The sequence below is a fragment of the Chitinophagaceae bacterium genome (assembly GCA_030053935.1).
Classification (GTDB): Bacteria; Bacteroidota; Bacteroidia; order Cytophagales; family JASGCU01; genus JASGCU01.
On the sequence record JASGCU010000155.1, the window covers coordinates 1 to 2,439 of the forward strand.

Annotated in this window: 2 protein-coding genes; both read left to right on the forward strand. The window is 34.0% G+C overall.

The window, feature by feature from the left end; all coding sequences use genetic code 11:
• Positions 1-1,121 (forward strand): DUF3500 domain-containing protein (locus QM536_09820; protein MDI9357307.1); only part of this gene is annotated, 1,121 nt, incomplete at its 5' end.
• A 27-nt stretch (positions 1,122-1,148) separates the two neighbouring features.
• Entirely contained in the window at positions 1,149-2,309 is a 1,161-nt protein-coding gene (locus QM536_09825; protein ID MDI9357308.1) for a HupE/UreJ family protein, read from the forward strand.
• The last annotated feature ends 130 nt before the right edge of the window (positions 2,310-2,439 follow it).

Genomic DNA, 2,439 nt, shown 5'->3' on the forward strand with positions numbered 1-2,439 from the left:
CACCTGTAATAGTTATTTCCGATAAAGCAACTATAAATCCCGCCTCACAAACAACTCAAAACTTTACAAACCCTGTAAGCTATACTGTAACAGCAGAAGATAACTCAACCGCTCTTTATACATCTACTATTACTAAAAATACAGGTAATACAAATGAAAACACAGATTGTAATACCGCAACTGGAATAACTAAAATAATATGCCTTACAGATGCCTTTAAATCAACTCTTTCCGCATCACAAATAAGTACCGTACAATTAGAATACAATGCTACAAACGCAGCTAAATGGTCTAATTTACCAAACGGACTATATAATGGAAGACTTGGCATACGATTAGGTGACCTCAATTCTACACAACTCTCCTCCGCTAAAGCTCTCATAAAAGAAGTTACAGGTAGCATAACAAATGAAGGATTTGATGAAATACAACAACTTTGGGCAGCGGATGACTACCTAGGAGCAAATGGTGGAGGAAGCACATACAGTGCAGGACAATTCTTCATAGCATTTTTAGGAACACCCTCCACCACAGGAATATGGGAACTCCAAACAGGAGGACACCACCTTGCTGTCGCTAATACCTATAAAAACGGAGAACTAACAGGAGCAACCCCCTCATTTAGAGCAGTAGAACCATTTGCTCCTTTTGGCGATAAATCTTATGCTCCCATACTTCAAGAAAGAGATGCACTCGCCGCTATACTTTCCTCCCTCAGCACATCCGAATTAGCATCCGCTAAACTATCCTCTACTTTTACAGATATACTTTTAGGCCCCGGAAAAGATAAACAATTCCCATCAACAAAAGTAGGATTAAAAGTAAACACTCTCAATAACACCCAAAAAAATACTATCCTCAATGCCATAAAAACATACGTCTACGATGTAAATGACACACAGGCATCCGTAATATTAGCAAAATATGAAAGAGAATTAGATGAAACCTTTATTGCCTATTCGGGAAATGCATCTCTTACCATTCAAAACGACTATATAAGAATAGACGGACCCAGCGTTTGGATAGAATATTCCGTGCAAGGAGGAATTGTAATAAGAGGAACGCCACACCCACATTCTATATGGAGAGACCACCTCACGGATTACGGAGCAAATTTCTAAAAACTATTTTTTACTCAAAATAAAAAAATGAAAATTATTTTTGTAGTATGTTTTTGTTTGTTATACCATTATTTTCAAGGATTTTCTCACCCTATGCCCAATACCATAGTAGAGATGTATATATATCCACAAAAAATCCGTATGGACATAAAAATTCCCCTCACAGATATGTTTATAGCGTATAAAAAAAATATTCCGAAAATCCCCGATGCGCAAATAAATAAAGATTTACAAACCTATTTTACAAAACACATACACATACAAAACAATTCAAAAAATAATGAGAAAATAACATTTTTATCCTATAACATCAATGAAACAAACAGCCCAATAGTAGGAAAATACGAAGAAATACATTTTTTAATAGAATATACCTCCGAATATGTTCAAAATAAAAGAGAAATAATCCTTTTTTACGATGCCATTCTCCATGAAATAGCAAATCACCAAGCATTAGTTATACTACGTGAAGATTGGGAAAATGGATTTTTTAAAGAAAACCCACCCATTTCATTAGGTACAGTCGCTTTAGATATTCCTACTAACACCATCTTACCCATATCCATACAGTTAGAAAAAGGAAGCCCGTGGAAGTCCTTTAAAAGCATGATTTTTTTAGGCATAAAGCACATTCAAGAAGGAACAGACCATATTTTTTTCTTACTTACACTCCTCATCGTTGCTCCTCTCACAAAAGAAAATAACCAATGGAAACAAAGAAAAAGTAAGAGAAAAGGACTTTTTGATATTTTAAAAATCATCACTTCTTTTACCATAGGGCATAGCATAACACTGCTATTAGGAAGTATGGGTATAGTATCTTTTTCCAGTAATTGGATAGAAGTTCTAGTCGCCTTTACTCTATTTATATCAGCTTTTCATACTATAAAGCCCATCTTTCCCGAAAAAGAATATTATATAGTATTCTTTTTCGGTTCTATACACGGAATGGCTTTTTCTTACACACTATCACACATACCATTAAATATTTCATCTCTCTTATCGAGTATATTAGGATTTAATATAGGTATAGAAATAATGCAATTCATAATTATTATACTCGCATTCCCTTGCTTGTTTATTGTTGCTCAGTACTCCTTTTATAAACATATAAGAAATATACTCGGAACAATATCTTTATTTTTTTCCACCTGGTGGATATACCAAAGAATACAAATAATTTTTTAATATATAATAATAATAATAATAACAACAATGAACAGAATAGAATTTTTAAAAAGTTTAGGTTTAGGAGCGGGAGCTATAATGGCTACCCATTGTTTAGGAGGATGCACTGACGATAATACAGTTGCTCCCG